The organism is Archangium lansingense (assembly GCF_026626635.1).
GTDB classification, from domain to species: Bacteria; Myxococcota; Myxococcia; order Myxococcales; family Myxococcaceae; genus Archangium; species Archangium lansingense.
Genome location: NZ_JAPNKA010000001.1, coordinates 1,522,080 through 1,547,846 on the forward strand (window position 1 = coordinate 1,522,080; position 25,767 = coordinate 1,547,846).

The 25,767-nt window shown below is 68.1% G+C and carries 25 protein-coding genes and 2 pseudogenes; 13 read left to right on the forward strand and 14 right to left on the reverse strand.

Translation table 11 applies throughout. The features are described from left to right. Positions 1-167: 167 nt before the first annotated feature. From OV287_RS06145 to OV287_RS06160, 4 genes and pseudogenes are all read left to right on the forward strand, one after another. Positions 168-2,054, forward strand: a complete 1,887-nt coding sequence (locus OV287_RS06145; protein ID WP_267533043.1) for a sensor histidine kinase — start codon at positions 168-170, stop codon at positions 2,052-2,054. A 20-nt stretch (positions 2,055-2,074) separates the two neighbouring features. Next, positions 2,075-2,428 carry a response regulator gene (locus tag OV287_RS06150; RefSeq protein WP_267533044.1) on the forward strand — a complete coding sequence of 118 codons (354 nt, stop codon included), beginning with the start codon at positions 2,075-2,077 and terminating at the stop codon, positions 2,426-2,428. A gap of 544 nt (positions 2,429-2,972) precedes the next feature. Next, positions 2,973-3,020, forward strand: a pseudogene (locus OV287_RS06155) (hypothetical protein); the annotation flags it as partial. Between the two features lie 154 nt (positions 3,021-3,174). Then, on the forward strand, positions 3,175-3,342 hold the full coding sequence (locus OV287_RS06160) for a cyclic nucleotide-binding domain-containing protein (protein WP_267533045.1): 168 nt from the start codon (positions 3,175-3,177) through the stop codon (positions 3,340-3,342). 181 nt (positions 3,343-3,523) lie between these two features. On the opposite strand, the gene OV287_RS06165 is transcribed toward OV287_RS06160, so the two are convergent. Beyond that, positions 3,524-5,152, reverse strand: coding sequence for a M28 family metallopeptidase (locus tag OV287_RS06165; RefSeq protein ID WP_267533046.1), 1,629 nt, complete (start codon positions 5,150-5,152; stop codon positions 3,524-3,526). 207 nt (positions 5,153-5,359) lie between these two features. Between OV287_RS06165 and OV287_RS06170 the strand changes: the two genes are divergently transcribed. After that, positions 5,360-5,560, forward strand: coding sequence for a hypothetical protein (locus OV287_RS06170; RefSeq protein ID WP_267533047.1), 201 nt, complete (start codon positions 5,360-5,362; stop codon positions 5,558-5,560). 10 nt (positions 5,561-5,570) lie between these two features. On the opposite strand, the gene OV287_RS06175 is transcribed toward OV287_RS06170, so the two are convergent. From OV287_RS06175 to OV287_RS06185, 3 genes are all read right to left on the reverse strand, one after another. Beyond that, on the reverse strand, positions 5,571-5,762 hold the full coding sequence (locus OV287_RS06175; protein WP_267533048.1) for a VOC family protein: 192 nt from the start codon (positions 5,760-5,762) through the stop codon (positions 5,571-5,573). Between the two features lie 13 nt (positions 5,763-5,775). Then, positions 5,776-6,678 carry a hypothetical protein gene (locus tag OV287_RS06180; RefSeq protein WP_267533049.1) on the reverse strand — a complete coding sequence of 301 codons (903 nt, stop codon included), beginning with the start codon at positions 6,676-6,678 and terminating at the stop codon, positions 5,776-5,778. A 420-nt stretch (positions 6,679-7,098) separates the two neighbouring features. Continuing rightward, on the reverse strand, positions 7,099-7,341 hold the full coding sequence (locus OV287_RS06185; protein WP_267533050.1) for a hypothetical protein: 243 nt from the start codon (positions 7,339-7,341) through the stop codon (positions 7,099-7,101). Positions 7,342-7,697: 356 nt separating this feature from the next. Between OV287_RS06185 and OV287_RS06190 the strand changes: the two genes are divergently transcribed. Further along, the gene (locus OV287_RS06190) at positions 7,698-12,215 is read left to right on the forward strand and encodes a Kelch repeat-containing protein (RefSeq protein WP_267533051.1); all 4,518 of its coding nucleotides are present in this window, start codon (positions 7,698-7,700) and stop codon (positions 12,213-12,215) included. 239 nt (positions 12,216-12,454) lie between these two features. Here OV287_RS06190 and OV287_RS06195 read toward each other — a convergent pair whose 3' ends face one another. The 4 genes from OV287_RS06195 to OV287_RS06210 form a co-directional block, all read right to left on the reverse strand. Continuing rightward, a complete protein-coding gene (locus tag OV287_RS06195; RefSeq protein WP_267533052.1) occupies positions 12,455-13,363 on the reverse strand; it encodes an AraC family transcriptional regulator in 909 nt (302 codons plus the stop codon). A 106-nt stretch (positions 13,364-13,469) separates the two neighbouring features. Continuing rightward, positions 13,470-14,135 (reverse strand): hydrolase, encoded by a 666-nt coding sequence (locus OV287_RS06200; protein WP_267533053.1) that lies wholly within the window; start codon positions 14,133-14,135, stop codon positions 13,470-13,472. Positions 14,136-14,637: 502 nt separating this feature from the next. Then, the gene (locus OV287_RS06205) at positions 14,638-15,075 is read right to left on the reverse strand and encodes a DoxX family protein (RefSeq protein WP_267533054.1); all 438 of its coding nucleotides are present in this window, start codon (positions 15,073-15,075) and stop codon (positions 14,638-14,640) included. 252 nt (positions 15,076-15,327) lie between these two features. After that, complete coding sequence (locus OV287_RS06210; protein WP_267533055.1) at positions 15,328-15,654, reverse strand: hypothetical protein; 327 nt, start codon at positions 15,652-15,654, stop codon at positions 15,328-15,330. A gap of 176 nt (positions 15,655-15,830) precedes the next feature. Between OV287_RS06210 and OV287_RS06215 the strand changes: the two genes are divergently transcribed. After that, positions 15,831-16,799: an NAD(P)-dependent alcohol dehydrogenase gene (locus OV287_RS06215; protein ID WP_267533056.1), complete on the forward strand. Its 969-nt coding sequence runs from the start codon at positions 15,831-15,833 to the stop codon at positions 16,797-16,799. Between the two features lie 242 nt (positions 16,800-17,041). On the opposite strand, the gene OV287_RS56375 is transcribed toward OV287_RS06215, so the two are convergent. Continuing rightward, positions 17,042-17,503, reverse strand: coding sequence for a Kelch repeat-containing protein (locus OV287_RS56375; protein ID WP_373371905.1), 462 nt, complete (start codon positions 17,501-17,503; stop codon positions 17,042-17,044). Between OV287_RS56375 and OV287_RS06225 the strand changes: the two genes are divergently transcribed. From OV287_RS06225 to OV287_RS06245, 5 genes are all read left to right on the forward strand, one after another. Beyond that, on the forward strand, positions 17,442-17,597 hold the full coding sequence (locus OV287_RS06225; RefSeq protein WP_267533058.1) for a hypothetical protein: 156 nt from the start codon (positions 17,442-17,444) through the stop codon (positions 17,595-17,597). The genes OV287_RS56375 and OV287_RS06225 overlap by 62 nt on opposite strands. A 474-nt stretch (positions 17,598-18,071) precedes the next feature. Beyond that, on the forward strand, positions 18,072-18,626 hold the full coding sequence (locus OV287_RS06230; RefSeq protein WP_267533059.1) for an EF-hand domain-containing protein: 555 nt from the start codon (positions 18,072-18,074) through the stop codon (positions 18,624-18,626). Positions 18,627-19,022: 396 nt separating this feature from the next. Next, on the forward strand, positions 19,023-19,265 hold the full coding sequence (locus OV287_RS06235; protein WP_267533060.1) for a hypothetical protein: 243 nt from the start codon (positions 19,023-19,025) through the stop codon (positions 19,263-19,265). Between the two features lie 23 nt (positions 19,266-19,288). Beyond that, a complete protein-coding gene (locus OV287_RS06240; protein ID WP_267533061.1) occupies positions 19,289-20,566 on the forward strand; it encodes a hypothetical protein in 1,278 nt (425 codons plus the stop codon). 401 nt (positions 20,567-20,967) lie between these two features. Then, a complete protein-coding gene (locus OV287_RS06245; RefSeq protein ID WP_267533062.1) occupies positions 20,968-21,426 on the forward strand; it encodes a hypothetical protein in 459 nt (152 codons plus the stop codon). A 75-nt stretch (positions 21,427-21,501) separates the two neighbouring features. On the opposite strand, the gene OV287_RS06250 is transcribed toward OV287_RS06245, so the two are convergent. After that, positions 21,502-21,627, reverse strand: coding sequence for a hypothetical protein (locus OV287_RS06250; protein ID WP_267533063.1), 126 nt, complete (start codon positions 21,625-21,627; stop codon positions 21,502-21,504). 81 nt (positions 21,628-21,708) lie between these two features. Here OV287_RS06250 and OV287_RS06255 point away from each other — a divergent pair. Further along, positions 21,709-21,933: pseudogene (locus OV287_RS06255) on the forward strand (transposase); the annotation flags it as partial. 798 nt (positions 21,934-22,731) lie between these two features. Here OV287_RS06255 and OV287_RS06260 read toward each other — a convergent pair. From OV287_RS06260 to OV287_RS56380, 4 genes are all read right to left on the reverse strand, one after another. After that, on the reverse strand, positions 22,732-24,000 hold the full coding sequence (locus OV287_RS06260; protein ID WP_267533064.1) for a DEAD/DEAH box helicase: 1,269 nt from the start codon (positions 23,998-24,000) through the stop codon (positions 22,732-22,734). A 730-nt stretch (positions 24,001-24,730) separates the two neighbouring features. Then, positions 24,731-24,931, reverse strand: coding sequence for a DoxX family protein (locus tag OV287_RS06265; RefSeq protein ID WP_267533065.1), 201 nt, complete (start codon positions 24,929-24,931; stop codon positions 24,731-24,733). A 70-nt stretch (positions 24,932-25,001) separates the two neighbouring features. Continuing rightward, the gene (locus OV287_RS06270) at positions 25,002-25,445 is read right to left on the reverse strand and encodes a RidA family protein (RefSeq protein WP_267533066.1); all 444 of its coding nucleotides are present in this window, start codon (positions 25,443-25,445) and stop codon (positions 25,002-25,004) included. 135 nt (positions 25,446-25,580) lie between these two features. Then, a complete protein-coding gene (locus tag OV287_RS56380) occupies positions 25,581-25,685 on the reverse strand; it encodes a hypothetical protein (RefSeq protein ID WP_373371809.1) in 105 nt (34 codons plus the stop codon). Positions 25,686-25,767 lie beyond the last annotated feature (82 nt).

Here is a 25,767-nt window from a genome sequence, read left to right on the forward strand (position 1 = left end):
AGCACGCGTCCCAGGCGAAGCCGGGCGTGCGGCAGAGCAGGCGAGCAGGCGCGCCGGGACACCCTGCCCACTCAACCCTGGCGGCAATGCTGGGCCGAGGACCTGGTGTTAGCCACTTCAGGAAGCGGCAGGCAATTCCTCTTGCCCGTCGGGGAGCTAGTAGCGCCATGGAGTCCGTGATCTGCATAGCCGTTGATGTGCCGACGGCGGCGCTCTTGAGAGAGGGCCATCCGGAGGTTGCCTTCACGGATGAGTCCAGTCCCGCACGGATCCTGGCCCGCCTGCGGGAGCGTAAGGAAACCGTCAACGCCGTGGTCCTTGGGACTGGCGTTGAGGAGCCGCTGCGCCTGAGTGAGGAGCTTCACGCCCTGGATCCCATCCCGGCGGTGCTCATCCTGAGCGAACCCGCGCGTCACCTGGGTCTCTTGCGCCAATGGCGGCTCTCCCCCGTTGGCAGCGGCGAAGTTCGTTGCCGCAGCATCACCGAGGAAGAGGCACTGACCGCGGAGCTTGCGCAGGCGATCGCGGGAGCCAAACTACGCCGCAGAAATGAGCTCGTGCAGAGAAAGGCCGAGGAGGCGGCGACCCGCAGTGAAACCCGACTGCGAACCCTGATCCACAATGAGCCTGAGTGCGTGAAGCTGGTCTCGCCGGACGGGACGCTGTTGGAAATGAACGCGGCCGGCCTGGCCATGGTGGAGGCGGACAGCGCCCAGGCGGTTGTTGGGAAGAAGGTCTTCCCCCTGATTGCACCGGAACACCGTGAGGCATTCCAGAACATGCACGCGCGCGTGATCCAGGGGCACCATGAGTCCCTTGAGTTCGAGACCGTTGGTCTGCGCGGCACGCGCCGCTGGTTGGAGACCTGCGCAGTTCCCTTTGGCGATGAGGCAGAAGGCGCGGTGGTCCACCTGGCGGTCACGCGGGACGTCACCGCGCGCAAACAGGCCGAGCAGGAGATCCTGGAACGCGATCAGCGGCTCCGCCTTGCGCTGGAGGCCGCGCACATGGGGACCTGGAACTGGGACATCCGCAGTGACAAGATCACGTGGTCGGACGAGATGGAGACACTCTTCGGGGTCCAGCGGGGTGAGCTTTCCGACAGCTGCGAGGACTACTTGCGCATGCTGTCCCCCGAGGACCGGGCCGAGACCGAGCGGGCCCTCACCGAAGCGCTGGACGGAACCCGCCCGTCCTATTCGTTGGAACACCGGGTTCTCTGGCCCGACGGGTCGCTCCATTGGATTGAGTGCCGGGGCCAGGTCTTCCGCGACGAACAGGGCAAGCCGTTGCGCATGGCTGGCATCTCGGCCGACATCTCCGAGCGCAAGCGCATGGAGGAGGAGCGCAGCCACCTTGTCGACGAGCTGCGCCAGGCGGTGAAGGTCCGGGACGAGTTCCTTTCCATCGCTTCCCACGAGCTCCGCACGCCATTGACGACGCTGACCCTGCAGGTTGACGGACTGATCCACCTTCTCTCGTCGACATCGGGGATGAGCGAGCGGCTGTTGTCGCGTGCGCGAACGATCCGCCGTCAAGCAGACCGCCTTGAGAGCCTGGTCAGTGGGCTGCTGGACGTGTCGCGCGTGGATCCAGGTCAGCTTCAACTCCAGCCGGAGAATGTGGACCTTGCCCGGGTTGCCAAAGACGTGGTCGAACGGCTGACGCCCGAGTGCGGTTCACCCATCTCCCTTCAGGTGAACGGCCCGGTGGTTGGATATTGGGATCCCCTGCGCCTTGACCAGGTCCTCACCAATCTTCTGTCGAACGCGCTGAAGTACGGGCAGGGAAAACCCATTGACGTCTCAGTGCAGGCGTCTGCCACCGAGGTCATCCTGGCGGTGCGGGACCAGGGCTTCGGAATCGCACCGGCGGACCGGGCTCGGATCTTCGAGCGCTTTGAGCGCGCCGTTTCGGAGCGCCACTTCGGGGGACTGGGATTGGGCCTCTGGATCGTCCGGCAGATCGTCGATGCCGTACATGGCACCATTGTTTGTGACAGTCGGCCTGGAGCGGGATCGACCTTCACCGTCGTCCTCCCGAGGAGTGTATGAGCGTCACGAGGAAGATTGCAGTGATCGACGACGACGAGGATCTGCTCCAAGCGGTGTGCGATGTCCTAGGTGACGTCGGGCACCAAACGTTACCCTTCTCCGGGGCCGAGGCAGCGCTCGCTTCGCTCGACCGCGACAATCCGCCCGACCTGATCCTCCTTGACCTCATGATGCCCGGGATGAGCGGGTGGGACTTTCGCGAAGCGCAGCGGAGCCAACCTGGGTTGAGCTCCATCCCGGTCGTCGTCATGACCGCCAGCCGCAACCTGTCAGACAACCCGATTGACGCGAACGAAGTGCTTCTCAAGCCCCTTAACTTGGATCGCCTCCTCTGCGCCATCGCTCGGCACGGCGGAGGAGCGGTCAGCGGCTGACTGAGGGGACCGCTCTGCCCCACGCTGGAGGTGCAGGCAGGCGCTTAGCGCAGACGGAGGAAGGGCTACATTCGCGCTCCTCATCCCGTTGCGGGGAAGGTGTCAAAGGACTCGTACCGGGGAAGGTGTCCGGGGAAGGTGTCAAAGGACTCGTACAGGCATATTGCCTCCTACGAATCGTCTGACACCTCGGCGGACACCTCGGCGGCGGCTGGGGTGCGCTCGAGAGTGGAGCACCTGGGACTGCCCACGCAGGCGCTGAAGCGGGCCCCGGCCCGGGGACCACCCCAGCAGGCGTGGTGCTGAACCTGGCGCAGCCGCTGTCAATACGCGCCAACTCCCTGCCTCTCTCCTCAGCGAGGGCGGCCAGGGCAAGGGGTGTGCCCCAAGAGGTTGTACCGTCCCGTGTACCGGCGCGGCGCGCGGCCTTGCTGGCCCGGCAGCGGCCCTTCTCGGCCCCTCCGCTCCTGCCCTCACCCTTCTACATGGCTTCTCTCCCGCCTATACGCTGGTGCGGACGCTGAAGTCGGGGCGGCGGCGCACGGTGGCCTTCCTGGGCGAGGGCGACTTCTTCGGGGAGATGTCCATCCTCTCCGACGTGCCGCGGCTCGCGAGCGTCAAGGCCTTCGAGCGCACGGCGGTGTTGGAGCTCACTCCTCTCGCCCGAGCGGCGGGAGGCCGTCGCGCGGGACTTCCAGCTCTGCGCCAGGCCCGGGGGCGCGACCCTGCTCGAGCAGGGCAAGCCGGTGGACGCCCTGTACCTGCTGCTGCGGGGGCGGTGCCAGGTGCTGCATCCCCAGCCGGGCGGTGGCGAGCGCCTCGTGCGGACGCTGGGGGAGGGCGACATGTTCGGTGAGATCGCCCTGATGCTCGGCCTGTCGGCCACCGCCACCGTGCGCGCCGAGACGTCCTGACTGCTGCTGCGGCTGGACTGGGGAAGCTGCGAGCGGCACCTGCTGGATCAGACCGGGCTGTGCGAGGCGCTCTCGCGGCTGGGCAACGAGCGCCTCCTGCACTCCGCCGGGCTGCTCTGGGCGCCCCCGGCGCACGGCGAGGCTCCGTCGCGCGCCTGAGGTACCGCCACCGCGCGCCGGCTCAGGGGACCGGCCGCGCGGTGGGGGCCGGAGCCCCGGGCCGCTCGAAGCGACGGAAGAAGCTGTCCTTGTTCCAGCTCGGGCGCTCGGGGGCATCGGCCACGCGCGAGGTGAGGTCGGCCAGCAGGCTCACGAAGCGGGCCGCGCCCTCGCGATCCACCGGCTGCGACAGATCATCCCCCGGTGCGTGGTAGCGCTTCGCGTGCCACTCCTTGTGCAGGCGCTCCTCCTTCGAGCCCTTGCGGTAGCCGAACCGGAAGGACATCGCCGGCACGCCCTCGAGGATGAAGCTGTACTGATCGCTGCGGGTGAAGCCGTTGGCCTCGGGGTTCGGGTCCCTCATCACCTCGACGCCCATGCGCGAGGCGGTCGCTTTCAGCGGCGCGGCCAGCGAGGACTCCTCCACGCCGTAGGCCACGAGCCGCTGGAGCGGCGTGAGCGGCAGGAACATGTCCAGGTTGAGGTCGGCCACCATCCGGCCGCTGCCCTCGGGCGGGTGCGAGGCGAACCAGCGCGAGCCCAGCAGCCCCCTCTCCTCACCCGTCACGGCCACGAAGAGCACCGTGCGGCGCGGGTGCTGCTTCTTGTCCTGGAGGGTACGGGCCACCTCCAGCAGCGCGGCCACGCCGGTGGCGTTGTCCATGACGCCGTTGTAGACGCGGTCTCCGTTCTCCGGCGCGCCCAGGCCCAGGTGATCCAGGTGTGCCGAGAGCACCACGCTCTCACCGGCCAGCGTCGGATCACTGCCCGGCAGGCGGCCCACGACGTTGAGCGAGGAGAGCTCCGACTTCTCCAGCGCCACCTCGCCGCGCAGCGAGACGGGGAGGGGGAAACGCGGCATCGGCTTGCCCGCGTCCGCCAGGGCGAGGAGCTCCTCGAGGGTGTGGCCGCTGCCCGCCAGCAGGCTGTTGGCGGCCGCGGGGTTGAAGAGGGTGAAGAGCGGAATGTCACCCGTCTCCTGGCCCGTGGGGTTGGCCAGCGCCATCACCGGGTGCCGCTGGCTCTCCACCGCGCGCTCCCAGGGGATCTCCATGACGTGAAGGTTCGGCAGCGCGATCACACCCACCGCGCCCGCGCGGACGAACGTCCTCGCGAGCTCCTCGGGCGTGCTGTAGTGGGAGGCCAGGTTGCCGGGGACGCTCGAGGGCATGCCTCCGAGGACGATGACGGCGATCTTCCCCTTCAGGTCCTGACCGGCCAGGTCGTCATACCCGGCCTCGGGGATGCTCAGGCCGTACCCCACGAAGACGAGCCCGGCGTCCACGGTACCGGAGTGGCTCGTGAGCGGACTGAGGAGGAGCTCCTGGTCGAGGGTGAGCGGCTGCTCCTGGCCCTCGCGGACCAGGGCCATCCGGCTGCGCTCCTTCACCACCTGACGGGAAACGAGGGGGACGTCCTGGAGGTAGCCCTGGCCCGCGCCGGGCTGGACTCCGAGCTCGGCCAGCTTCGCCGCGACGTACTCGGCGGCGCGGCGGTGGCCCGCGCTGCCCGTGTCTCGCCCTTCCATGTCATCCCCGGCGAGTGCCTCGACGTGGGACCACCAGCGTTGCGCGGCGGGCGAGGGTGCCTTGGCGAAGGCGAGCGAGGGGACCAGCAGCAGCAGGGAGGAGCAGGTTCGTAGGAGGGACATGGTCTCGCGAGAGCTGGAACGGGGTGGTGCCTCGTACCAGCCCTACGCGCGAAACCCAGCGACATTGCGTGTACCACTACATGTTGCCGGGGGGCTCCACGCTGGGGCTCGGGCTGACTGGACGGGCTTCGCCTGTCCGCGGTGTGGAGGCAGGCGAAAAGTGCTGGCGTATGTGACGGCCCCCGGTTCTACGAGGAGCTGGCCCGGGTGGCGCCGGAGCAGGCCGAGCGGGTCATCTTCATGACGGGAGGCGCCTTCACGGAGCAGTCTCGCGCCTTCCTGGCCGGGACGGGCCTGCCCTGCCTCGACAAGCCCATCGACGCCCAGCGGCTGCGCGCCCTGATGGCCGCGATGCCCCCGCTGGGCTCGCGCAACGTGCACGCCGAGCCCGTGGCCCCCATGGTGTGAATGAGCAACTCTATGCGCGCTTACCCGCCGAATAGATGGCGAACACACCGCCTTGCGGATCCATGCACTGGGCGATGCGGTCTCCGCCGGGGATGTCCATCGGGCCGTTGAGCACCTTGCCGCCCTTTTCCTTGATGCGCCTGGCGGTCTCGTCGGCGCTCTTCACGTTGATGTAGTGCATCCAGTGAGCGGGGGCCTTCATCCTCGGACAAACCTCACGAGGTTCCACGGCGTCGTTGAGCCTGGCGCATGCCGCGAGCACGCGGTCGAGTGCCCGCGCGAGACGCGACAGGCCGCGAGGCCGGGCCGTACCTCTCCAGCAGGGCAACGAGCTGTTTCGCGCCCCGGATGAAGTCGAGGCGGAGCTGGCGCCCATCCACCAGACGCACCTCCACACTTCCGGTGAATCGGAGCTGGACGCCGCCAGGGCAGATGGCGTGGAGGGGAATGTGGATGGCGTCTCTCCCCGTGGGCTGCCAGACCAGTCGCTTCTGGGTGAGCCAGAACCTCCCGGAAAGATGGCGCTGGAGCATCTGGCAGACGAAAGGAAGGAACGGAATCATCAGGGAACACACCAGTTGGCTCAGGGTGAGCCACAGACCCCCTGACGCGACGAAGCCCGTGCAGAAGACGAGGAGCATGGGCAGGAAGCAGAGCAACGGCAGGAGCAGCAGTGTCGCCGTCGTGTCCAACTTGAAATCGCCTTGATGCAGCAGCAGCTCCTCGGAGGAGACAGGGGGAGCAAGCGTCCGGGCCAGCAACTGATGGAGCCGGGCGAGCACCTCCCCGAGGCGGGCCGTCGACCTCGCTGGCATGCAAAGACGCCTGCGCGTGAGTGCTTCCAGCCGGGTCCGGAGCAACTCCAGTTCCCGGACTCGCGCGTGTGTGGGCTCCGTCTCGGGCCACCGCTCCACCTTGGCCCGATGGAGGAGGCGGGCCAGGGCCTCCTCACACTCGGGCTCCTGGAGGATCAGCTCCCCCAGGCTGTCCCACCGCTCCTGCACCGCCTCTTGCCAGTGCTTCTCGCACAGGGCCTTCTCCAGGAGGACGTAGCGCGCGTGAGCAAGCTCCAGCGTCTCGATTCCACCTTCGAGCTGACGACGGAGGTCCGTGGACACCAGGAAGAGGGTGTTCGGGGACCGTGCTTTCTCGCTCCGGGGCTGCCGAAGCGGCGGGAGAGCTCCCTTGACCTCTGAGCGGGTGTGGATGGCTCGACCTCCAGGGACCTCAGGGCGGTGCCCCTTCCTTCTCATCATAAGAAGCGGAAGGTCGCCGGTGAGCCGGAGCGCCGCTATGCGTCCGATGCTCGACGCTGTTGGAGTCGGCGACCCGTCATGCCGTCCCTGACGAGCGTTCATGCTCGACCCGCCAGGAGCTCGAGGTCTGGGCGGAGGCCCACTCCGTAAGCCGTCGCAGTGCCCCAGAAAACCCACGCCCCTGCTGCGCCGCATGGGCCGGCGTGTGCCCAAAGGGGGCTGCACGGCTGGAAGTGGCGGGAATCGAACCTGTCAATACGCCCCAACTCCCAGCCGCTCTGCTCAAGCGAGGGCGGCCAGGGCAGGGGTGTGCCCCAAGGGGTTGTACCGTCCGGTGTACCGGCGCGGCGCGCGGCCTTGCTGGCTCCGGCAGCGGCCCTTCTCGGCCCCTCCGCTCCTGCCCTCACCCTCTACATGGCTTCTCTCCCGCCTATACGCCACGGCGATGTCCGCCGCCAGGATGAGCTCGATGCCGAGCGTGAAGCACAGGCCCTGCACGGCGACGATGAGCGGCTTGGTCCGCACCTCTCCCTGGATGGCCCACGGGTCGATGAGGCCCTCGGGGAAGAGCCGCTCCCCGCTGGAGATGGCGGTCCGCCTCGGTCATGGCCGCGGCGAAGGCCCGGAGCATCGTGACGTCGAAAGCGTTGCGTTTGTCGGCGCGGTTGATGCCGAGCAGGGCGAGCGGTCCACTGAGCTCGAGGGTGATGCGCGGGGAGCGGTGGGGTTCATGGCGGTTCCCGGGTGAGAGGGCAGGGCGCCATGTTCTACCGGAAGGAACCGGGGAAGGAGAGGAGGCGAATCAGCCCGCGTCAATCAGCCCGTGTCAGAGGTTTGGATTTAGATGCGTCTGAGGCGGACTTCTTCCGCCCAGCAGATACATGCACTCATTCAGACCCAGAATCCTTCTCCTCTCCTTTTTCGCGCTGGTGGCCTGTCAGTCACCCCTCGAGCCTTCCTCCTCCGACACCCCGAGCACCGTCCAGGGCTGGGTCCAGGTGGGGCGCTCCGGTGACCAGCAGGGGACTCCTCCTCGCTCCCGTCCCACGCTCGAGGCGCTGAAGGACGTCCGCTCTCGGGAGGATGACGCGCTGGCGCTCGTCCAGGCGTATTACCCCGACCTCGCCGACGGCGAGACCGCCGTCCCCCTCGAGCCCGAGGGGGCCCTGGAGGTGGAATTGCCCGCCACCGAGGGCCAGCCCATGACCCTCGCCACCCGGGGCCATCTCTTCCAGGTCAAGGCGCTCGGGGTGACGGGCGAGCAGCCCACGCGGCGCACCGTGCGGGGAGCCGCCTTCTATGGTCCCCATCACCTGTGGACTCCGGTCGGAGAGAGGACCGAGACGCACGCGGGACGCTGGGTGACCCAGCGCGCGGAGGAGTACCTCGTGCTGCCCTCGGGAGGGCAGGAGCACCGCGCCCGCTATGACGTCTCCGTCCCGGAGGGCATCGTGGCGGTGCGCGACGCTCAGGAGTACCTCGAGTTCCTCGATGCGAACGAGCGGCCGGTGCTTCGCATGCATTACGGCGTGGCGCGGGACGCGCGGGGACTCTCCCGCCAGGGCGAGACCCGGCTGCGGGGCGTGGTGCCCACCCACCGGGAGCCCGCCCGGTACGCGCTCGTGGACCGGACCCTCTCCGTGGAGCTGGTGCTCGGACTGGAGGGCCTGAGTGGCCCCGTGGTGGTGGATCCGGGCTGGTCCTCCACGGGAGCGATGGCGGTTGCTCGCTGGAATTTCGCGACGGCCTTGCTGCCCAACGGCAAGGTCCTGGTCGCCGGCGGGTCCAACAACTCGGGCTACACGGCCACCGCGGAGCTGTATGACCCCGCTTCGGGAAGCTGGTCCTCCGCCGGCTCGATGAGCACCGTCCGCGCCGATCACACGCTGTCCGTGCTGCCCAATGGCAAGGTCCTGGCCGCTGGTGGGACCACCGGGGGCGGCTCGCTCGCCACCGCGGATGTCTACGACCCGGCCACCAACACCTGGACGGCCACGGGCTCCATGGCGGTCATCCGCTCCAAGCACACGGCGACCGTATTGCCCGATGGGCGCGTGCTCATCGCCGGTGGCTTCAATGGCTCCAACCTGTCCGGCGCGGAGCTCTACAACCCGGCCACGGGCACCTGGGCTTCCACCGGTAACATGCCCGAGCTCCACGCCCAGCACATCGCGGTGCTCCTGCCCAACGGCAAGGTGCTCGTCGCGGGGGGTTATGGCCCCTCCACCACCATCATCACCACGGCCGCGCTATACGACCCGGCCACGGGCACCTGGTCCTCCACGGGCAGCATGCTCAATGCCCGCCGTTCTCCCTCGGGAACGCTGCTGCCCAACGGCAAGGTGCTCGTCGCGGGCGGCTACAACAGCACCGCGTCGCTCTCCAGCGCGGAGCTGTACAACCCGGCCACGGGCACCTGGTCCGCCACCGGGTCGATGACCTCGCCCCGAGCCTATTGCGCGACAGCGCTGCTGCCCAACGGCAAGGTCCTGGCCGCGGGGGGCAATGGGACGAGCAACGTCGCGCTCGCCTCCACCGAGCTGTACGACTCCGTCACGGGAACCTGGACCGCTTCCACCCCCCTGCCGCTCGCCCGCACCTCTCCCCTCGCGACGCTCCTGCCCGACGGGCGGGTGCTCGTGGTCGGCGGCCAGGGCAATGGCATCCTCAAGAACGCGGATATCTTCGACCCGACCAGCGCCAGCCAGTCCCAGCAGATCTTCCTGGCGACGGCGCACGCCAGCCCCACGGCGACGTTGCTGCGCAGCGGCAAGGTGCTCGTCGTGGGAGGGCGTGACGCCACTGGGAACAATGCCGCCCCCGAGCTCGTGGATCCGGTCAACAACAGCGTGAGCACCACCGGCGCGCCCGTGGTGTCACGCAACGCCCACACGGCGACGCTGCTGCTCGATGGCTCGGTGCTGGTGACGGGTGGAGCCGACAGCTCCGGCACCACCGCGTTCGCCTCGGCGGAGCGGTACGACCCCGGCACGAACGCCTGGATCGAGACGGGCTCGCTGTCCACGGCGCGCTCGTGGCACACGGCGACGCTCCTGCCCGATGGCCGGGTGCTGGTGGCGGGCGGCGTGGATGCGACGGGAGCCCTCGTGGGCTCGGCGGAGCTGTATGACCCGGCCACGGATACCTGGAGCCCCACGGGCGCCCTGGTCCAGCCGCGCGAGGGGCATGTCGCGCTGCCGCTGTCCAATGGCAAGGTGCTGGTGACTGCGGGGAACGGGGGCGCGGGCGTCCTCGGCTCGGCGGAGCTGTATGACCCGGCCACGGGCACCTGGAGCCTCACGGGCAGCCTCGCGACGGCGCGCGTGGGCCACACGGCGGTGCCCCTGCCCACCGGCCAGGTGCTGGTGGCCGCGGGCCGCGATGCCGCGGGCACCTTTCTCGCTTCGGCGGAGCGGTATGACCCGGCCACGGGCACCTGGAGCGCCGCGGGCAACCTCGCGACGGCGCGTGACAACACCTCGGCGACGCTCCTGCTCTCGGGCAAGGTGCTGGTGGCCGGCGGCCGCAAGGACACCGCGGGCACGGGCCTCTCCTCGCTGGAGCTCTATGATCCGAAGACGAACGCCTGGACGGTCAGCTCCCTCACCCTGGTGACGAGCCGGGGCTCGCACGCGGCCGTGCTCCTGCCCTCGGGCCGGGCCCTCCTCCTGGGCGGCGGCAGCGGCGGTTCCCTGGTGACGGTGGCCACGGCCTACGACGACGTGGGGGCCAACGAGGCCTGGCGTCCGCTCCTCACGCAGCCCGAGCTCCTCACCCAGGGCGCTGCCTTCACGGTGACGGGCACCCGCTTCCGCGGTGTCTCCGAGGCCAGCATTGGCTACTACGCCTCCTCCCCCACGAACTACCCCTCCGCGGTGACGCTCATGCCCCTGGGAGGTGGCGCCCTCACGCGGCTCGCCCCCACCGGCTTCTCGAGCACCACGGTGGACGCCGTGGCGCCCGGACTCCGGCCGGGCCACTACCTGCTGTCGTTCTCCGTCAACGGCATCACGGGTGGGAAGGTGGTCCGGCTCGATGCTGGCACGGTCACGGCTCCGGACGTGGCGTTCACCACGGCCGAGGACACGGCGGTTGCGGTGACGCTTGCGGGCACCAGCAGCCTAGGCCAGCCCCTCACCTACTCGGTCATCTCCAGCCCGGTGCGTGGCACGCTCTCCGGCACCGCGCCCAACCTGACCTACACCCCGGCGGCCGGCTACTACGGCAGCGACTCGTTCCAGTACCAGGTCTCCGATGGAACGGGTCTGGCCATTGGCACCATCTCGCTGATGGTGACGTCGGTGAATGACGCGCCCGTGGCCAGGGACGTGTATGTCGTGGCCACCGCGGGCTCGCCCGTGGGGCTGACCCTGTCGGCCACGGATCCGGACGGCGACGTGCTCGCCTACCCGGTGGTGACGGCGCCCTCGTATGGGACGCTCTCCGGCACCGGCCCGGGCCTGACCTACACCCCCCAGAGCGGCTACGCGGGGCCGGACTCCTTCACGTATCAGGCGACGGACGGGAACCTGAGCTCCGACGTGGTCACCGTGGCGATCACCGTCAACGCCGTGAATGTCCCCGTCGTGGCCACCGCGCTCTACGACAGCGGCCTCAAGGTGCCCCGGTGCGCCAGCTCGGCCTCAAGCTGCGGCTCGGGCACGCTGCTCGATGGCCGGGGGCCTCTGGGTCCCGAGCCCAATCAGCCCAACACGCTCGGGGGCACGTGTCCGGACGGTACGAGCGGCACCTATCACTCCACTCCGTCGCTGGATCAGCTCAAGGTGTCCACGGTGGATGGCTCGCTTCTCGCGACGGGAAAGACGGTGAAGATCGAGGCGACGGTGTGGGCCTGGCTCACCGGAGGCCTGGATACCCTGGACCTGTACTACAGCCCCCGGACCACCAGTCCGAGCTGGGTCCGCATTGGCACGTTCAATGTCCCCACGGCCGGTGCACAGGTGGTGACGGCGACGTACACCCTGCCGGCGACGGCGCTGGCCGGAAACCATGTCATCCGTGGACTGTTCCGCTATGGAGGCAGCCCGACCGGGGCGTGCATGAGCAACGCGTACACCGACCACGACGACCTGGTGTTCAACGTCGGGGCCGGGGATGCCAGTGCGCCCACCACGGCCCTGACCGCGCCCACCTCGGGAGAGGTGGTGGGCGGCTCCGTCAACCTCACCGCTACGGCCTCCGACAACGTGGGCGTGACGAAGGTCGAGTTCTACGACGGAGCCAACCTCCTGGGCATCCGCACGGTGGCGCCCTACACGTACACCTGGAACACGGCCAGCGCGGCGAATGGCACGCACACGCTGACCTCGCGGGCCTATGACGCCGCGGGCAACGTGGGCACCTCGGCCGCCGTGACCGTCACCGTCGACAACGGGTGATGCCACCCCGGGTCATCCGCTCCGCACCTGGCCCGCGCGTGGTGCGCGGCCTGGTGACGGAGTGTCGCGGGTGGAGTGGGCCGGGCTGCTGCGCAGGACGGAAAGCACTGGACGTGTTCGCCTGTCCGCGGTGTGGAGGCAGGCGAAAGGTGCTGGCGGAAGGGCCCGGATTTCCTGACGACCACCGGCGACATGGCGGCCCAGGGCTATCTCAACCTCTCCGGCCCGGCGCCGATGGGTCACCCCCGGGTTCGTTCGAACCCGGCTCCGCGTCCGTAGACCCGCCGCCACATCGCGGGCGTCATGCCATGTGCCCGTCGGAAGGCCTTGCCGAAATGCACCGCGTCGGCAAAGCCTGTCGCCTCGGCGACCTGCTCCAGCGAGGCGGACGTCGTCACCATCATTTCCTGCGCGCGCTTGAGCCGGGCCTGCAGTTGCCATTGATACGGCGCTACGCCGGTGGAAGCCTTGAAGGCCCGGCTGAAGTGCGCTTGAGACAGGTCCACCAGCGCGGCCAACCTCGACAACTCGACCCGCTCGGGCAGGCGCGATTCCAGGAAGTCGATGACCCGCCGCAACTGCCACGGCGCCAGCCCCTTGCGAGTCGCTGGGGTTTCTTCACGACGAGAACCCAACAAGGCGAAGATGGCGGCCGTCAGCCCGTCGCCGTAGAGCTGGGTGGAGGGGTCGTTGGTCTCCACCGCTCCGGCGAGCAGGCGCATCAGTGTCCAGAGACGGTCGTCGGCGAAGCGCAGGCGCGGCGCGGTCAGGGCGTCCGAGCTCAACACCTGCCCCAGGCGTTCACCCAACCTTGGCAGGTCGAAAGCGAGCACGACATCGCGCACCAGCCGGGAGTGGGCGCTGTAGCCCCACAGCGGCATGCCGGCGGGCATGATGTTCAACTGACGGGGGACGTAGCCGATGGGACAGGGCCGCCCCGCGCGGAGGCGGGGCTCGCAGGGTTCCCCCACCTCCTCCAGCAGCGCGCTCAGTCGCGTGTGGTCAGCCAGGAACAAGGAGTGCTCGGTGGGGCCCGAACAGCGAATCTCGTTCACATCCGCGCAGACCCCGTTCCATTCCCGCCGAACCACGGCAGCGCAAACCACATTCTCAGGCAGCGGGCTCAGTCGCTCCGCGCGCGTCTCCACGACATCGTCCTCCTGAATCTCCCTGAAGGAGACGGACCTCAGGAGAACGATGTCAGCGGAATGGAGGAGTGACATCCCCCGAATAGGGGAGAGGAAGACAGCTCGCTCACATGCCCCGGCGGGTCCGACCCGCCAGCAGTTGCATCTCCCAGGCGTAGGCCACGGCGCTGCCGCCTCCATGGTCGCCGACGATGCTGGCGAGCGCGGCGGCACTGGCCTCGCGGGCCCAGTCGCGCTGCCACTCGGCGATGACCGCCATCCAGGTGATGGGCGTCACGCCCGCCATCTGCATTCGCCGCACCGCCATGTCGTGCGCCTCGGCGCTGACGCCGCCCGAGGCGTCCGTGACCACGTAGACCTCGAAGCCTTCACCTGCGGCCTGAATGGCGGGCATGGCGAGGCAGATCTCCGTCCATAGCGCGGCGAGCAGCAGCTTCTTCCGCCCGGTCTTCTTCACCGCGTCCACGACGCGGCTGTCCTCCCAGGTGTTGATGAAGGTGCGGTCGATGGGCTTCTGCTCGGGGAAGACGTCCTGCAGACCCTTGACGAGGTAGCCGCCGCGCTCCTCGATGACGGTGGTGAGGATGGTCGGCACGTTGAAGGCCTTGGCGCCCTTGGCCAGCCCAATCACGTTGTTCAGCACCATCGTCGGCTCGTGGCTGTGCAGGTTGGCGAACTGGTAGGGCTGATGGTCGATGAGAACCAGCACGGTGTTATCGGGCGTCAGCAGGGCATCGAGTCCGCGGTGGGAGGAGACAGGGGTCGAGCTCATGATGTGGAGACTCCGGGTGAGGGGGAGACGGGGAACGGCGAGGACAACGCGACCGGGCGAACGGACCGGCGACGTCATTGGGCCCGAATCCGTGGGAGAAAACACGGTACGGACCTGCGCTGTCTGGTCTGTTCCTGCTCTCGAATGGAGCCGGGTCCCGGTCCCCTGGCGAGCCGGCAGGAAGGCCAGCGCCGCCTGCCCCTCCACGGTCGGCCATCATGCCGTGCGGCCCTCTTGGGGCACACGCCGGCCCAGGCGGCCCTGATCTACAACTCTTGAGCAACGGAACTGCGGAGCCTCAACCCACGCGTGCGAATCGAACAGGTACAGGACGCCTCCCACGGCCTTCCGTTTGAACAACCCGAGCGCCTGGGAAGGTGTCAAAGGACTCGTTCAGGTATATTGCCTCCTACGAATCGTCCGACACCTCGGGTCGGCACCGCCAGGCCAGCCGCGTCTCATCGCCACCCAGGCAGAGGTCCCCGCGGTCCTTGTACGAGCGTCACTTCGGGCGCTTCGACGCGCGATAGGCCGCCCACGCGCCGGTTGACCAGAGGGCACAGGCGACGAGGACGGGTTGGAAGAAGAGCCGGATGAACCGCGCCCTGTCGGTGTCGAGACCGAACGCGCTGATGCCGTTGGTGTACTGAGAGATGTTGCCCGGGAAGACGGCGACGAAGAACGCGGCCACCACCCACCCCACTTGAGTGCGCAGGCGGCGCGCGAAGAGGAGTGCCGCGCCGAGCACGAGCTCAACCACGCCCGAAGCGAGGACGACGAAGTCGGCGTCGAGTGGCACCCACTTCGGGACCTGGGCCAGGAACTCGGTACGGGCCCACGTGAGGTGGCCCGCCCCCGCGAGGAGCAAGGAGGCTCCCAGCCAGAGGCGTGCAATGGTTTTCAGGAGACTGGGCCGTGCCACTGCAACGTCTTGAGACATGAATCCTCCAAGGGAATTATGTTGTGCGCAATATAATAGTCCGCAATGTTTTTTGAAGGGAAACGAGGGGCTGGGGAAGGTGTCTGGGGAAGGTGTCAAAGGACTCGTACAGGCATATTGCCTCCTACGAATCGTCTGACACCTCGGCCCGGGCTCTGAAGCGGGCCCCGGCCCGGGGACCACCCCAGCAGGGGTGGTGCTGAACCTGGCGCAGCCGCTCTGTCAATACGCCCCAACTCCCTGCCTCTCTCCTCAATCGAAGGCGGCCAGGGCAGGGGTGTGCCCCAAGGGGTTGTACCGTCCCGTGTGCCGGCGCGGCGCGCGGCCTTGCTGGCCCCGGCAGCGGCCCTTCTCGGCCCCTCCGCTCCAGCCCTCACCCTCTACATGGCTTCTCTCCCGCCTATACGCCTCGACGGTCCGGAACATGAAGGCTCCCTCGGCGGGGCCGCCCTTCTGGATCCGGAGTACGGCGGTGCGCGCATCCTTCTGACACATGGCGAGCGCGCCCCGATAGTCTCCGGCACGGGCCACGCTGGAGACCGCGAGAGAGGTGACGAGGATCAGGGGAAGGGGTTTCAAGGATGAAGTCCTCCTGTGTTTGAAAGAGGACAATGCCATTCCCATGGGCGGACGGGCGAAGCTTCCTGAAGTCCTGAGAGGGAGGCGCAGGTGCGGAGGAGGCGAGCGCGGACTGGAGTAGGGTAGCCCATGCGTCTCCTGCAATGAGACCGCCCGGCACGCGTAGGGGGGTTGCCATGAAAGCCATCGTCTGTCCCCGATACGGTTCTCCCGATGTCCTCCGGCTCGAGGAGGTCGACACGCCGGCCCCTCGCGACGACGAGGTCCTGATTGCCGTCCGGGCGGCGTCCGTGAACGCGGCCGACTGTCACCTCATGCGAGGGGAGCCGCTCATCATGCGTCTCGCGATGGGGCTGCGCGGCCCCAAGTACGCCATCCTCGGGGCGGATGTCGCGGGGCGGGTCGTCTCCGTCGGCAAGAACGTCACGCGGTTTCAGCCGGGCGACGAGATCTTCGGAGACATCTCCGACTGCGGCTTCGGCGCCTTCGCGGAGTACGTCTGTGCGCGCGAGGCGAAGCTGTTGCCGAAGCCGGCGAACCTGACCTTCGAGCAGGCCGCCGCCGTGCCCATGGCCGCCGTCACCGCGCTCGAGGGCCTCCGCGGCGCCGGAGGGCTTCAGGCGGGCCAGCGCGTCCTCATCCTTGGCGCGTCGGGCGGCGTGGGTTCGTTCGCCGTGCAGCTCGCCAAAGCCCTGGGAGCGGAGGTCACCGCGGTTTGCGGCACCGGGAAGCAGGACATGGTGCGCTCGCTCGGCGCCGACCACGTCATCGACTACACCCGGGAGGACGTCACCCGGACCGGGCACCCGTACGACCTCATCCTCGACGCCGCAGCCTACCGCTCCATCTTCGACTTCAAGCGAACCCTGAGTCCCACGGGGACCTACGTCCTGGCCGGAGGCTCCACCGGGTCGCTCTTCCAGGCCATGCTCCTCGGCCCGCTGGTTTCGAGTTCGAAGGGCAGGAAGTTCCGCAACTACCTGTCGATGCCGAACCGGGAGCACCTGACCTTCGTCAAGGAACTCCTCGAGGCCGGCAAGGTCGTCCCGTTCATCGACCGGAGCTTCCCGCTGAGCGAGGTCCCCGACGCCATCCGGCATCTCGAGGCAAGACGCACGCGGGGGAAGGTGGTCATCACGAGTTGACGGACAGGCCCGGGGCTCGCACGGCTGCTCGGGCTCGGCTTCCCTCTCACGGTCGTCGTCGCCCCCTGCACTCCTCTTCAGTGCGCAACGCAGGGCGTGCGACGGCGCATGCGTGGGCCCTGTCGGCAGCCCTCGAATGGCGACAAGGAGACCTTCTGGCGGCTCGTCTCCGGCGAGGTCAGGACGTCACGGGCGTCCTCTCGTCGTGGAGCGAGAAGGTGAATACCGATTTTCGGCATAAGCTACATTTTCACGACATTCTTTTTGATTTTGTTAAATGGCTTTTCCTTGAAAATCGGCATTTGATGATATCGGGCATGACGGTGTGCGCGAACACCTGCTGGGAGGGGTTTTCCGTCAGCCCGGGAGTGGAACGCCTCCGTGCTACGGCGTGAAGAGCTCCGAGGAGGAGGAGGAGCCCACATCGTTACGTCCGCCAGCCACCAGCACCTGGCCCGAGGGCAGCAGGGTGGCGGTATGGACCGCGCGGATGGAGCCCAGATCGGCGACGGGGACCAGGAGCCGGTGGTGGGGTCGTACAGCTCCGTCGAGGCGAAGTAGTAGCTGCCGGCGCGGCCGCCGGAGACGAGCACCTTGCCCGAGGGCAGCGGAGTGGCCGTGTGCGAAGAGCGGACGGCTCTCATGTTGCCCGCAGAAGACCAGGAGCCGGAGGCCGGGTCGTACAGCTCCGCCGTGGCGACGATGTCGCTGCTGGCGTCGCCGCCAGAGACGAGCACCTTGCTGGAAGGCAGCAGGGCGGTGGCGTGCTGGATGCGGGGGACGTCATGGTGCCGGTGAGGGACCAGGTCCCCTGGCTCGGGTCGAACAGCTCCGCCGTGGCGGTGACTCCCCGCGTGTTGAAGCTGCCCGTGGGAGCTGACCACGTGACGGTGGGGGTCTGTCCGTACGAATCGATGATTTGGATGCTCAGCGTGACCGGCTGTCCGCCACGAGTGCTGGTGGCGGATTGAGCGCCATGGGCGATGCGCAGCTCGTTGGAGCCGATGTAGCACGCGGTCAATACTCTGGGATGCCCGATGTTTTGTCTTTGGGATGAGCTGCGTTCCATTCGACCTGGCCGGGGTGTTCCCCATGGTTGCAGCACGGTTTGATCTGGCTGCCGAGTCCTCGGAAGTAGCTCCAGTTTTCTTTGCCGCAGTGTCAGGAGTTGTTTATACTCCAACTGCCGTGCCCGTACCTGCCCGATATGTGGCAATGGCGGAGCCAAGGCTGACGTCGGACAGTGACAGATCAATCCAAAGAGGTGTCTTCGTGACAACGGATTTGCAGGCCAAGAAGTTCAACTACGTGTTCAGGTGGTTCGACCAGAATGGCGATGGATGGATCACCCAGGACGACATCGAGAAAATGGCCAGGCTGTTCACGGCCCTGGCTGACGAGACTGATCAGAAGAACAAGAGTGCGATGAATAAGGGTTTCATGAACTGGTGGAACCTCCTGCTGGAAGCCCGCGAGAACAAGGCGAGCGAGAAGATCGGGAAGCAGGAATTCATCCGCATCATGGATGCTGTCGTGATCGCCCCGAAGAATTTCGAGATTGCCGTGGGCAACATCGTCGACGGGTTGCTGGGTGCTCTTGACCGCGACGGCAGTGGCAGCCTCTCGCGGGAAGAGTACGTGGGGATGTATAACGCGCTTGGAATCCCTCCGACCACCTCCACCGAGGCCTTCATGCGACTCGACCGGGACGGCGACGGCGAGATCAGTCGTGCGGAGTTCCATCAGGCCCTCTTCGAGTACTACCTGAGTGCGGACCCGAACGCTCCCGGCAACTGGCTGCTGGGTCCCATGGATGTACTCGAGTAAGTGCGAAACTCGATGACTTGCAACGGGGCGGGACGGGGGTGGCACGGCGGGATGACGACTCCCAACCATTCCGGGCGGTTGCGAGGTAAGGGCGCGATGCCGCTGGGAGTTTCGCACCGCCCGGCGCGGGTTCGATTCCCGCCGCCCCCACTGGATGGAGCAAGCCCACCCGCGCGGACCTGATGCAACTGCTCGACCCTCTCTCCTCAGCGAGGGCGGCCAGGGCAGGGGTGTGCCCCAAGAGGTTGTACCGTCCCGTGTACCGGCGCGGCGCGCGGCCTTGCGTGAGCGACGGCACGGCCGCGGGCACCTGGTTGCTCAAGGACATTCACCCGAGCACGAGCACGTGGAGCCGGGGAAGGTGTCCGGGGAAGGTGTCAAAGGACTCGTACAGGCATGCTCGACATGGACTCCGCGAACCTCGCCGAGGCCGCGCTGGCCGTGGAGCGCGTGAACGAGGACATCGGCTTTCCGGTGTGGCGCGTGCTGCCGACGCTGTCCGCGACGTACACCGCGACGCTCGAGCACACGGGCGCGCTGTCGAGCCGGGTGCTTGAGTACGCCATCGCGCTCCTACATGATGCGCTGCTGCGCGAGCCGCCCGTGTTCAGTGCGCAGCTTGGAGTTGGTCCGCCGTGATTGCCCGATCTGCTCGAGAGTGCTTGCTGTACATCCAGCTCCATCCGTGTGCTTGTGGTGCGCCGAATCCCGCGAAGAGCCAGGGCGTTCACTCGACGGAGAACGGGCTCGTCGCGCGCTACGCGGGCACGTGCGAACGGTGCGGGCGCGAGAACACGTTCGAGTTCACGCTCGCTCCCGAGACACCGCCGCTCGACGCGTACGGTGGTGAGCGGCCGTCGCAGCTCATCTGCCCGGGGCAGTTCGCGCAGCACTCCGACGAGCTGGCAGCGCGGTGGCCCGCCGACCCCGCGACGCTTCCCGCCGACAAGCGCGGCGCGGCGCGCGAGGAGCTGAGCTGGGCGATTCGCGACCTCGAGGAGGTGGCGAAGTTCATGGTCGATGGTGCGGTCCCCGAGGCCGCGTTCACGTCGGACGCGGGACTCGCGCTGTACCGCGCGCAACCCGGTCGATTCCGCAGGATGCGCCTGGAAGCGCGCATCGAAGCGTATCGCCGCCTGGTCGCAGCGCTCGGCGGAACTGGGAGACCTGCCACGATGAACGCGTTTGAACGAGTGCTCGCGGAGCCGGGCTCGCTTGCCGCGCGCAAGGAGCTGCTCGCGGAGTGGAAGCGCAAGGGCGATCGGCGTGCGTCGGTGCTCGAGAAGCAGCTGCTGCTGTTCGAGGCGGAGAAGGCGGGCGGCGACGTCGAGCCGCAGCGGCGCGCGGTCAACGTCGAGCTCATTCGCGACGGCAAGGCGCTCGCCGGCGAGCTCGCCGGGTTGGTCCAGGACTTCAAGTTCCAACGCGGCCTGGTCGCCGAGATCAAGATCAGCGGCGCGGACTTCGTCGCGCGCGCGGCGAAGCTGTTCACGCTCGCGCCGATCCAGCACGTGACCATCACGCTGCCGCTGCCGTCGGTGACCGCGTTCTTCGATGTGCCGCAGCTCGCGAAGCTGACGTCGCTGAACATGCCCCTCCTCGGCGCCGCGTTCGGGGACGCTGGGGCGAGCGCGCTCGCGGGATGTGCCCACGCCAAGGGGCTGAAGTGGATCTCCCTCAACAAGGACGAGCTCACGCTGGTGGGTGTCGAGTCGCTCGCGGCCTCGACGTACCTAGCCGACGTCGCCTTCCTCGGCCTGGACGGAAACCCCGTGGATCCGACGCCGGTCAGCCAGGAAGTGATGGAAGGACGCTATGCGGGCGCCCGGCCAGTGTTGGCCGAGCAGCTCGAGAAGAAGTTCGGCCCGCGACGATGGCTGCAGGTTCCGGAGAATCCCGAGGACTGGCCGCCCCACCGCGAGGCGCTCGCGATCACGTAACCCTCGGAGTCAACTGGCCCCGGGGAAGGTGTCAAAGGACTCGTACCCGGGGAAGGCGGGCCTGGAGCCAGGAGACGCCGAGAGCGTGACCCAGCCCTGCTGGGCACTGGGGCCACGGACTATGCCGCCGCCACGGCGCGGCGTCTCCTCTGAGTCCTCGCCCTTGCTCTAAGCCCCCGGATGCTCACCGGGACGCAGGCGCTGGTGCCCGAGCGCGCCACGCGCGCGGGCTGACGTCCGGGCTTGCTGGCGAGCAGGGGCAGGGTCATCCGGCTCGGTGTACGCCACGAGGTATCCGACACCTTCCCTGGACGCCCCGGGAGGCACCGTCACGAATCACGACGACCCCCCTCTTTCCTTGCGCGAGATGGCCCTTTCTTCCGTTCCCGTGGAAGGGCCTCGTGTCAAACACACCCCACTTCGTGGGGAGCAAGGAGTGCACTGTGCGCGGAGTCCTCGTGAGCATGTTGATGGCCGTGACCTTTTTCGCGACCCAGGCGGGTGCCGCCTCCTGGGCATTCATCGGTCCCAGTGACTGCAAGTGTGACGGGTTCCGCACGTACATCGGGTTGTTGGTGGACATCCCCGCTGGCCAGAATCCGACCGAGGTGTGCAAGAACACGCCAGCGACCATCAACGGCCACTTCTTCAGAGGCGCGCAGCAGTGCGTGACACCCGTCACTCCCACGTGGGGTTTCTTCGAGGTCGGTGACGCGTCCTGCTCGTCCCGGGGGATTGATCCGATGATCAAGAGCTGTGTCCCGGTGAGCCCTACGAACCCGGAGTGTAAGAAATGCTCGCAACGACTGTCCTGCGAGCTGTCCGTGATATCGACGCCCCTCTGTCTGGCGGCTCCCTGAGTCGCCCTGGGATGAAAAAGAAGAGGACCGGGCAGCCCGTGGGCCACCCGGTCCTCCCTTGCTACTCACACGGCGTTAGCGGCTCAGGCGCTCCAGCCGCGAGCGCGGACGCCGCAGGCCGAAGCCGAGTGCCGCCAGCAGCAGGAGCGCGGTGGTGAGCTGCTTCGCGTTGTGTGGAAGTCGCCCGTATAGAGTGTTCACGGCAAGAGAGCTCAGCGTGCCCGCCTCCGGCGGCTCAGGCCGAGCCGCCGGGGAAGGTGTCAAAGGACTCGTACAGGCATATTGCCTCCTACGAATCGTCTGACACCTCGGCCGCATGCCAATACGCACCTTCACGAAAACGACAGGCAGGGCCTGGAGCGGCTGTGCCGCTACGGAGCACGCGGTGCGCTGGCGCTGGAGCGTTTGTCACGAGCGCAGGACGGCCGCCTGGCGTATCGGATGAAGCGCCCGCTGGCGGACGGCACCACGCATCTCTTCTTCACCGGGCTGGAACTGCTCCGTCGCCTGGCGTCCCTGGTGCCTCCGCCTCGGGCGAACCTCACGAGGTTTCATGGCGCCTTCGCTCCGGGCGCCAGGCTCCGGCCATTTCCGCTCCCTCAAGCGGGGAGGGAGGAGGGACCACAGAAGGAGAGCCTCTGCTTGGCCGCGACGGAGGAGGAGCCGAGGAAGCAGAGGACGGCGCGGGTGGAGTGGGCCGGGCTGCTGCGCTGGACGGAAAGCACTGGACGTGTTCGCCAGTCCGCGGTGTGGCGGCAGGCGAAAGGTGCTGGAGTATGTGACGGCCCCCGCTGGGGTGCGCTCGAGAGTGGAGCACGTGGGACTGCCCACGCAGGCTCTGAAGCGGGCCCCGGCCCGGGGACCACCCCAGCAGGCGTGGTGCTGAACCTGGCGCAGCCGCTGTCAATACGCCCCAACTCCCAGCCGCTCTGCTCAAGCGAGGGCGGCCAGGGCAGGGGTGTGCCCCAAGGGGTTGTAGCGTCCCGTGTACCGGCGCGGCGCGCGGCCTTGCTGGCCCCGGCAGCGGCCCTTCTCGGCCCCTCCGCTCCAGCCCTCACCCTCAACATGGCTTCTCTCCCGCCTATACGCCATTATTGGAGCGGCTCGAGTCTGCATGGGGAGTCAAACTTCCCGATGCTGCACCTCGGAGAGGTAGTCGCGCGGGAGCGCGTGGCCGCTGTCGAAGGTGTGCCGGCGCACAGCCCTCGTGGCACCCGTCAGCAGCCCTCCTCGACCCCTCGGCTCCAGCTCTCTGCCTCAACACCGCCCCCATCCCGCCTATACGCTTCGTGGGGCCTGGACGCGCTACGACTTGCGCGGGGGGGCCGAGGCAGCGGCCGCCTCTCGCAGCTTGTCCTTCTTGCTCTTGCGCTTGCCCTTGATGCCGCCGTGCGGGTCCAGCGCCGGCGGGGCGAGTTCGGTCGGCTCAAACCCCGCGATGCGCTCCCGCGGGAGCGCGAGGTGGTGACGGCGCTCGATGAGCCGGAAGTGGGCCTCGGTGCTCGCGGTCACGAAGCTGACCGCCACGCCCGGCTGTCCCGCGCGGCCCGTGCGCCCGATGCGGTGCAGATAGTCCACGGTCGAGCGCGGCAGATCGTAGTTCACCACCGCCGGAAGCTGCGCGATGTCCAGACCGCGGGCGGCCACATCCGTGGCGACGAGCACCTTCACGCGCTGGGCCTGGAAGTCCGCGAACGCCTGCGTGCGCGCGCCCTGGCTCAGCTCACCGTGCAGGGCCGCCGCGACGATGCCGGCGCGATTGAGCTTCAGCGCGACGTGGTCCGCTCCATGGCGGCTCGCCACGAAGACGAGGACATGGGACCACGCGTGTGTCTCGAGGAGTCGGCGCAGCAGCGGTGTGCGCTTGTCCGTGTCCACCTCGATGGCTCGCTGCTCGATGGCGTGCGGCGCCTTGGGCTCGCCGGCGGGCGGCGAGGACGGCTCCACGCGGACGCGGGTGGGTTCGTGCAGGAGCTGCGCCGCGAGCGTCCGCACCGCTGGCGGGAAGGTCGCGGAGAAGAGCAGGTTCTGCCGACGGGCGGGCAGCAGCGCCAGCAGGCGCGTGAGCTCGTCGGCGAAGCCTGGCGAGAGCAGCTGGTCGGCCTCGTCGAGCACCAGCGTCTCCACCGAGGAGAGCCGCAGCGCGTTCTGCTTCGCGAGATCCAGTGCCCGCCCGGGCGTTGCCACCACCAGGTCCGCCCCACCGCGCAGCGCCATCATCTGGGGATTGGCCGAGACGCCGCCCACCGCGAGACAGCTCTTCAGCGGCTTCGTGAGGTAGCGTCCGTAGCGGCCAATCGCCTCGGAGATCTGCGTGGCGAGCTCGCGCGTGGGGACGAGCACGAGGGCGCGCACTTGTCGAGGAACGCGGCCCGGGTGCGCACTCAGGGCCTGAAGGATGGGCAGGAGGAACGCGGCGGTCTTCCCCGAGCCCGTCCCCGCACAGGACAGGACGTCGCGGCCCCGCAGCACCGCGGGAATGGTCTCGCGCTGGACCGGAGTGGGCGCCTCATAGCCGAGGTCGGCCACGGCACGGGCGAGCGGCTCCCGGAGGCCGAGGGAAGAGAAGGTCATAGGGCGCGGAGACTACCCCGCCCAGACCTTCCATGGCATCCAGGCGGACAAGCGCCGGAGGCTTCGCACTGCCGGCGAGGGTGTCCGGGAGGATGCTCCACGTCCACGTAGCGCCGAACGTCCTGGCTGCGAATGAACCGGGCGACCGGCAGCTTCACTCCCTTGAGAGGGTGAACTGGCAGCGTGACGGTCACGCGCTCAATCAAGGGTGGAGGACTCGTGGCAGTGTGTCGGTGCCGTCCTGACGGCACCCAACGCAGTGCGCGCCATTGTGGAGCACCTGTCACAGCCCACGCGGCCTGCTCAGCTGGCTGCGGCGCAGGGGTCACCCCAGCACGCGTGGTGTTGAACCTCGAGCGGGGAAGGTGTCAAAGGACTCGTTCAGGCATATTGCCTCCTACGAATCGTCCGACACCTCGGGCTGACACCTCGGGCTGACACCCCGGAGGGGTCTCTTGCGGAGTGCTTCTCAAACTCTTGAGCCAACTACCTGAAAGCCCTTGGGCTGCGTGGTGTTGAGGCTCGAGCTGCCACAGAGGCTGCAGGTCCAGTTCTCTGTCGAGCACCGCATGGGATGGCGGACTGGCGCGCGAGATGTTCGAGCCCACCGAGAGCTGTGCACCGGAGAGCACAACTCCGGCGCGAGCCTCCGCGTCGCCTCCCAGCACCGCCAGGCCAGCGGCGTCTCATCGCCACCCAGGCAGAAGTCCCCGAGGTCCTTGTGCGAGCGTCACGTCGGGCGCTTCGACGCGCGATAGGCCGCCCACGCGCCGGTTGACCAGAGGGCACAGGCGACGAGGACGGGCTGGAAGAAGAGCCGGATGAGCCGCGCCCTGTCGGTGTCGAGACCGAACGCGCTGATGCCGTTGGTGTACTGAGAGATGTTGCCCGGGAAGACGGCGACGAAGTCGCCGCGCGCCAGCTCGCCCATCTGGCACAGGCGTCGCTGGGCGCTTCGGCGTAGCTGGCAACGGCTCGCCGATGCGAGCGCGCGGCCGGGCTCAGCCCTGGACTTCCGCCCTGAATGCAATCTCGATCAGCTGCTCGGGGAAGGCCAAGGCAGACACGCCGATCAGATTGCTGGCAACCTGCGGCACCGCCTGCTTGTAGACCAGCGGCCGCACCTTCGAACTGGCTGCGAAGGCAGACGGAACGTCGAGCACGAACAGCGTTTCTTCCACCACGTCCGCCAGGGTCGCGCCCAGTTCGGCCAGCAGCACCTCGGCATTCTCGTAGGTGCGCTTCATCTGCGCTTCCATGGTCGAGAAGTCCGCGGGCTTGCCGTCCGCGCCCAGCGCTGCCGGAGCGACGAGCTCGCCCTGCGGGGTGTGCGAAAGCTGGCCGGAGACGTAGATGGTGTTGTTCAAGCGTACGGCCTGCACGTAGCCATACGCCTTTTCCCAAGGAACCCCGAAGCTGGCGGTCTTTCGATTCGAGCTGCTCATGATGTCGCCCTCTGAGTGGAAGCCGAATTCTGAACGGCCCCACCGCCGGCAGCACCCCCCATTCGAGGGAGCCTCGCACTCCTCCGGCGAGGCATCGCGGCATGCGCCGGGCCAGGGCGGCGATGCGCGCCCGCCTCAACTCCCGAACGTCTTGCGCCACTCGCTCGGACTGACATGCAGCGCGCGCTTGAAGCTCTGGCGGAAACTCACCGGGCTCTGGAACCCGCTTTGTTCGGCCACCGCGTTCCCCTGCTACGTCCTACCCCGGGGAAGGTGTCCGGGGAAGGAGAGTGCGATGACGTCCACCGTACTGCACGGCGCC